The sequence below is a fragment of the Haliscomenobacter sp. genome (genome assembly GCF_033763495.1).
Lineage (GTDB): Bacteria > Bacteroidota > Bacteroidia > Chitinophagales > Saprospiraceae > Haliscomenobacter.
In genome coordinates, this window is record NZ_JANRKL010000216.1 from 67,117 (window position 1) to 73,335 (window position 6,219).

The 6,219-nt window shown below is 47.7% G+C and carries 6 protein-coding genes; 3 read left to right on the top strand and 3 right to left on the bottom strand.

Translation table 11 applies throughout. The annotated features are described in order from the left end of the window. Position 1: 1 nt before the first annotated feature. Together SFV55_RS25800 and SFV55_RS25805 are read right to left on the bottom strand one after the other, a co-directional pair. On the bottom strand, positions 2-757 hold the full coding sequence (locus SFV55_RS25800) for a hypothetical protein (protein WP_320032466.1): 756 nt from the start codon (positions 755-757) through the stop codon (positions 2-4). A gap of 17 nt (positions 758-774) precedes the next feature. Continuing rightward, the gene (locus SFV55_RS25805; RefSeq protein WP_320032467.1) at positions 775-1,374 is read right to left on the bottom strand and encodes a sigma-70 family RNA polymerase sigma factor; all 600 of its coding nucleotides are present in this window, start codon (positions 1,372-1,374) and stop codon (positions 775-777) included. Positions 1,375-1,577: 203 nt separating this feature from the next. On the opposite strand from SFV55_RS25805, the gene SFV55_RS25810 reads away from it, so the two are divergent. The 3 genes from SFV55_RS25810 (at position 1,578) to SFV55_RS25820 (ending at position 5,255) form a co-directional block, all read left to right on the top strand. Beyond that, the gene (locus tag SFV55_RS25810) at positions 1,578-2,390 is read left to right on the top strand and encodes a hypothetical protein (RefSeq protein WP_320032468.1); all 813 of its coding nucleotides are present in this window, start codon (positions 1,578-1,580) and stop codon (positions 2,388-2,390) included. Continuing rightward, positions 2,390-4,309 (top strand): gliding motility-associated C-terminal domain-containing protein, encoded by a 1,920-nt coding sequence (locus SFV55_RS25815; protein WP_320032469.1) that lies wholly within the window; start codon positions 2,390-2,392, stop codon positions 4,307-4,309. The genes SFV55_RS25810 and SFV55_RS25815 overlap by 1 nt, the downstream gene beginning before the upstream one ends. 67 nt (positions 4,310-4,376) lie before the next feature. Then, positions 4,377-5,255, top strand: a complete 879-nt coding sequence (locus SFV55_RS25820; protein ID WP_320032470.1) for a hypothetical protein — start codon at positions 4,377-4,379, stop codon at positions 5,253-5,255. A 176-nt stretch (positions 5,256-5,431) separates the two neighbouring features. Here SFV55_RS25820 and SFV55_RS25825 read toward each other — a convergent pair whose 3' ends face one another. Further along, entirely contained in the window at positions 5,432-6,157 is a 726-nt protein-coding gene (locus SFV55_RS25825) for a LytR/AlgR family response regulator transcription factor (RefSeq protein WP_320032471.1), read from the bottom strand. Between the last annotated feature and the right edge of the window lie 62 nt (positions 6,158-6,219).

The following is a 6,219-nucleotide window of genomic DNA, read 5'->3' on the forward strand; positions in this document are numbered from 1 at the left end:
CTCATTTAAGCGATTCTAGTAATTCCTGGGCTTCGGGGCCGTAAATGCTGCTGGCCGGGATGGCCTCCAAGGTATTGATGGCAGCCTGGGTATCGGCTCTTTGCAAATAGGCCAAGGCCAGGTACCAGCGACTGGCTTCCTGAATGGGGCCGGGTCTTTGCAGGCCGTTCAGCAGGATTGGCGTCGCCTGATCCGTTTCGCCTTCCATCAGGTGGCTGATTGCCAGGAACAGGCCAGCGTTGCCGTCTTGTACCTGAGCGTAATAGCTTTTTAAATATTGGGCGGCTTTCCGGTAGTTTTGTTGATCATAAGCAGCCATTCCCTGGCGCAAATCTTCGATGGCGGGTGCTTCATTGTCCTCCAGGTAAATCACGTTTTCCATGGGCTGCAGGTATTGCTGCGCCAAAGCCTGAGGATCAATGGCCCACCAAGCCATTCTTTTTCCGATAAAAAACACCCCAGTGCCAAGCAAAAGGAACAAGGAGAGGCCCAAAATCCAATTCAGTCCCAATTTACCCAACCAGGAGCTGGGTTCCGCAGTGGGCAAACCCTCTTCCATGATCAGCCCGGCCACAATTCCTTTAACTTCAAATAGGTCACGTTCCTTCAAAACCGTGGTCAACTTTTGACTAAACTGCAATTCTGCCTGCTTTGTTTCCGATTCGGCTGCTTCACGAAGGACCTTGGCCGCTTCATCCGGGGTAAGTTCTCCGGCACTCAGGGCGCGGAGTTTTTCTTGCCATTCCATCTGCTCCATTGTAGTGCTGTTTATTCTTAAACACCTTCACTGTTTTTAGCCAAGATGTTTTCAGTCAGTTGTTTTAATTTTTTTCGACAATCAAAAATGCGCTTGCGCAAATTGTCGTAATCGTATTCCAGGCGTTCGGCAATTTCCTGCAGGCGGATTTTTTGCAGGTGGTACATCTGGATGATGTCGCGGCAAACTTCGCCGAGTTGGCCCATTGCTTCGTGTACGGCATTCAGGTAACGATCCTTAACGATGGCGGAAGTTAGGTTTTCCTCCGTTTCGTCTTCAAGTTGTAAGTCTCTGTCGGACAAACTTTGTTGAGGTCGATTGCGCCGTTTGCGCAATTCATCGCGCCAGGTATTGGAGGTCAACTGGTAGATGTATTGCCCCAGTTTGCCTTCTTCTTCGTATCTGCCATCACGCACGGCTATCCAAAGCTCAAGGATAACCACCTGAATCATTTCGGTAACGTCTTCTTCTGTACCACTGTTTTTGCGGATGTACCCCGCAATCATGGGGCCATATGCCTTGTAGAGGTAGCGAAACACATCGGTCCTTTTTTCCAACAACCCGCTTAAAATCTCCTGTGGTGTAAATTCCATCAATCCTTTTTCTTTCACCAGCATATCGCCTGACTTAAAAAATGTTACTTTGGAAAAATGATTTTTTTGAAAAAAATTCTGATCGAATCAATCAAGTAGAAAGTTTTCATGTTCAATAGTCAAAAGGCATAAAATGTTTGTCGCGACAAGCTTTATCCCCGCCAATTTTTTTTACTTTAAAATGGTAACATTTTGAATTCCGGGCAATATGCCATAAATCGAAGACAATGTTGCAGCAAATACTATTGACCAGTTTAGTCCTGGGATCCTTAGCAAAAGGGATGGCACAAGTGGACACTGTCAAAATTGAAACCGGAGCACCAAACGTTGCACCACAAGTTTCAGCACCCCAAACACCACGAGAAATCAGCGCTAGCGATGGTATTTACGATAAGTTCATCCTCATCCGTTGGGAGGCCAGCGAGCAGGCTTTGGCGTACAAAGTTTTTCGATCTACCAGCCCCCAAGCCAGTTCTTTGCAGGAAGTGAGCAATGTCTGGCAAAAGAGCACCTGGTTGTGCGATTATTCGGCCTTGCCCAATGTGGATTACTACTATACGGTGGTAGCCAACGATGGCAAAAGCAACTCGAAGATGGGACCGCTAGACAAAGGTTTTTTGCGTAAAAGTGGGGCTGTCGCCATTGAAGCAAGCGAATTATTGGCAGAAAATGAGGCATTTGGCGCACAGCGCCAGATTTTTCTGCTCATTGGCAGCGTGACTACACCGAATAAAACGTTTCGTTCAGGAGAAAACATAGAAGTCAGTACTCCAATCCAGAATATTTTTGACCAAGCCACTCTCCTGACCGAGTTGCGCTACTTCTTCTCCGAAGATGGCGTTTTGGACTGGAATGACAAATTGTTGAAAACCAAAACGCTGAGTAATATTCCAGCCAATGCACAATTGCAGGTGAAAGAACAGCTGGTTTTGCCAACTAATTTGCTCACAGGAACCTATTACCTGATTGTTGTGAGTTCAACTGAAGGACAAATTTTGTCCAGTAAAACGGCGCTCAGTACGATAAAAATCAAAGACTGATGGCATCTCGAATTGGCATCTTGGTAATTTTTATACTGTCTTTGCCTTGCATTTTGCTGGCACAATGCGATGACGATGATGATGAGCTTCCATCTGGTTCCATGTCAGCAAGTGGAGGAGGTTGTAGCCCAGCTGTATTCAGCTTGAGTTTTTCCCTTAGTTCCAATGACGACGATGATGACGACGACGACGACGATGTGTTCAATGTAAGTTACCGGGTGGGGGGACGTAGTTTTACCTTGAGTGGCGTGGCGGATGGGCATAGCGTGGAACATACCTTGACCGCAACGAGCACAGCCGTGTTGGTATCGGTTACTTACAATGGATGTACCGTTTCGATCAATTCCAGCATAACCCTGGAGGTCTCAACCGGACCGAGTATAAGCGTCACTGCAACGGCGCCAACTTGTAGTGCTTCAAATGGATCTTTAACCGTTGGGGGAAGTGGAGGAAGTTCTCCTTATGAGTATAGCCTGAACGGGGGCACGTTTCAGAGTTCGGGTAGTTTTAGCAACTTGGCGGCAGGCACATATAGCGTCACGGTGCGGGATGCCAATGGCTGTACCAGCAGCGCCCAAAGTCAAAACCTGAGTGCTCCCAATGCTCCCAGTCTCAGCATTGTCACCCCCTTACAGCCCTCTTGCAACGAAGCCAATGGTGCGTTCACTGCCCAGGCAAGCGGCGGACGGGCACCTTACGAATACGCGCTCAACACAGGTAGCTTCCAAAACACTGGTCGCTTTGGGAATCTGGCGGCGGGTACTTACGGCGTCACGGTACGGGACGCCAATGGCTGCACGGCCACGACAACGGCGAATTTGCAAGGCGCGGCCAGTCCCAGCGCCAGCGTTTCCAACCTGCGCCAGCCAACCTGTGCAGGCAACGATGGCCAAATTCAAGTACAGGCACAGGGTGGTTTGGCCCCTTACACCTATTCCCTCGGCAGCGGTGGCTTTCAAAACAACGCGACATTTACAGGCTTAGGCCCCGGGAATTATACGATCACCGTGCGGGACAGCCGCAGTTGCCAGTCCAGCCTCGCGGTAGTGCTCAATTCCGCAAGTGGTAATCTAGCGCCCGCCACCATCACTGGATCAGCGGCTGTATCGGCCTGTTTGTTTGAAAATTTGCGCTTGCAAGGCAATTTGCCTGCCGGAACAAGTGGCCGCTGGAGCTTATCCAACAACCTGGGCACCCTAGCTAATGCGCAAAGTGCCCAGACTACTTTTCGCCCACAACGAGCAGGAAGCGTAGAAGCGATCTGGACCTTGTCGACAGTGGGCTGTGCCAATTACAGTCAGGCTAAAATCCAAATTACCATTCCGGCTGCACCTTCAGGAAAAGATTTCTCCGGCATTGAAGTCAATAAAGATGCGGTCTCGCTGAAACTTTATGCGGGCAGCACGCTAGTTGAGTTGAACGTGTTGCAACAGGGCAAAAAAGGCTCCGGTAGCATTGGAGTGGACCATGTGCTGATCTATACCCCCAAAGCAGGTCAGAGCGGTGCGGATACCCTTTATTACAGCATTTGTGCAGCAGAATGCCCCAATGCCTGTGATACCAGTTGGGTAGCCTTTGTGCTCAACGATGAAGCGGCCATTTGTGAGCTGGAAAAAATTGATCCGAGGGCGATTTTTCCGGAGGGCATTACGCCCAATGACGATGGATTCAATGATCGGCTGGTGTTCAATATCGTTGATAAACTGGGCTGTCCTTCCAACTACGCCAAAAGTGACATTACCATTTTTAACCGTTGGGGCGACAAAGTTTTTGTACAAGAGCCTTACGAAAATCAATGGCTAGGCACATCCAAGGATGGAGGAGCCCTACCTCCTGGAGTGTACTACTATGTTTTGCGCATTCGGCCAGAGGGAAGGAAGGAATTTGTAAAATTTGGCTCTGTTGCAATTTTTAAATAAAATCTAAATTTCCAGGTAACATTTTTTCCTTGCTGCGATATCAGGTTGTTCAAACAAGTCTATACCTATGAAAAACCTGATTGTCCTGATTGTGCTGTTAACCTTTACTTTGAGCTTGAACGCCCAACAGGTGGGCATTAACCTGAGGCTGGATGCCGCCAAAAGTTTTAAGCTGGATAAAAAAACGAAAATTGAAGTTTCGCAACAGTTGCAGCTGACCCCTGAGATCAAAAACATCAATCGCAAATACGACCGCATCTTTGATGAATTCGAACTTTTTCCCTTTTTGCGTGAAACCAAAGACGATGACGATGACAAAGACGATGGTGATAAGGATGATAATGACGACGATAATGATGATGATGACACGATCAAAGGGAGTACACCTGATGGCCCAAATAAAGGTTCAAACAGCGGGTCGAGCTCCGGTTTTAATGACCTGAATGATGATCCCTACCGCATCGACCTGAGTTGGCGCTCCTCTTCTACCTTTGATTTTGATTACAAAATTCACAAGTGGTTGCGGGTAGGACAGTCCTACTCATTGCTGTTGGACAATGAAGATATCAGGCACCTGAGTCGAACCGACCTTACGCTACAGCCCAAGATGCCCAGCAAAAAATTGGACCTACAATACCGGATTGCCTACCAATTGGGCGCTGAATCCCGGAAAGGTAAGTTGAGACTGGACTCTGATTTCAGCTCCCGCCTGGGTACTGACTGGGAATTTAAAAATCGCCACATCTGGTTCAACAACTTTTCCGTCAATGGTGCTTTTGACGAAGGCGTTTGGGAATGGGATCGCTTTCGCTATGATACCGGACTGGAATACAAATTTTCCAAAACGCATTCCTTTTCTTTTGGCTATCGCTTTCAACAGCGTTTGAACCGGAAAAAAAACGCCATATCGCATGGCGTAAGCTTTGCTTATTCGCTGGATTTTTAGATATGTGTTATGGGTTCCCTCTATTGCAGTGTTCAGTAGACTGGAGAGTTTGCTTGCAGCCGCATCCGTGTAATTAGGGTAGACATGGGGCGGCTGTTTTTTTTAGGGGAGATTAATTTAGGCTGTTGTTTTTGGCCTATCCAATGCTATTGTTCCAATCAATAAAAGCTCAGCCGCTACAACCAATTCAATTTTTTCAATAGAACCTCCCGATGCCGTTTGCTCAAAGGCACCTGGTATTTATTCAATTGAATGAGATTATCTTGTAAGTCAATGTTGCGGATTTTTTCGGCATTGACGAGGTAACTGCGGTGGGTTTGGAGAAATCCAGCGGCGGGCAACAGGGCCAGGCATTCCTGAAGACTCAATCGAACCAGGTATTTTTTTTCTTCGGTGAAAATCTGAGCGTAGCGCCCATCAGCTTCCAGGTAAACGATGTCCTTGATGGCGACCTTCTCCAGTTTTTGCCGCACTTTGATGAACAAATGTTCTTTTGAAAAGACATCCTGCTCCCATTCCGGTGTATCGCTGGTCTGTGTACCCAATTGCCGAACGGTCAACTCAATGCTGCGTTGCAGTTGGATGTCGCTAAAGGGTTTGTTGAGGAAATAGATGGGCTTGGCGCGTGCGGCCCGATTGAAGGTCAAATCATCGAGTAAGGAAGTAATGAAAATTACCGGGATATTGAATTCACGATTGATGAGGTCGGCCAGTTCGATACCATCGTGCTGCCCCTGGATGTGAATGTCCATCAAAATGAGGTCGGGCGGATTTTGGCGAATTAGCTCCAGGGCATTTGCACTGTTGTCTACAATGCCAACAAGTTCGTATTCCAGTTTTTCAACCAGCATTTCGAGCTTGTCAGCGTACAATTCTTCATCTTCTACGATGAGTATCTTCATGTAAACCTGATTTATACCGATAGGGGCAAAGATACCGTAAAGCGGGACCCAAGGTTGAGTAC

Excerpts from the sequence above, each read along its gene's own strand:
- SFV55_RS25800 (WP_320032466.1), bottom strand. The coding sequence starts at position 757 with ATGGAGCAGATGGAATGGCAAGAAAAACTCCGCGCCCTGAGTGCCGGA.
- SFV55_RS25820 (WP_320032470.1), top strand. The coding sequence starts at position 4,377 with ATGAAAAACCTGATTGTCCTGATTGTGCTGTTAACCTTTACTTTGAGC.
- SFV55_RS25805 (WP_320032467.1), bottom strand. The coding sequence starts at position 1,374 with ATGCTGGTGAAAGAAAAAGGATTGATGGAATTTACACCACAGGAGATT.
- SFV55_RS25825 (WP_320032471.1), bottom strand. The coding sequence starts at position 6,157 with ATGAAGATACTCATCGTAGAAGATGAAGAATTGTACGCTGACAAGCTC.
- SFV55_RS25815 (WP_320032469.1), top strand. The coding sequence starts at position 2,390 with ATGGCATCTCGAATTGGCATCTTGGTAATTTTTATACTGTCTTTGCCT.
- SFV55_RS25810 (WP_320032468.1), top strand. The coding sequence starts at position 1,578 with ATGTTGCAGCAAATACTATTGACCAGTTTAGTCCTGGGATCCTTAGCA.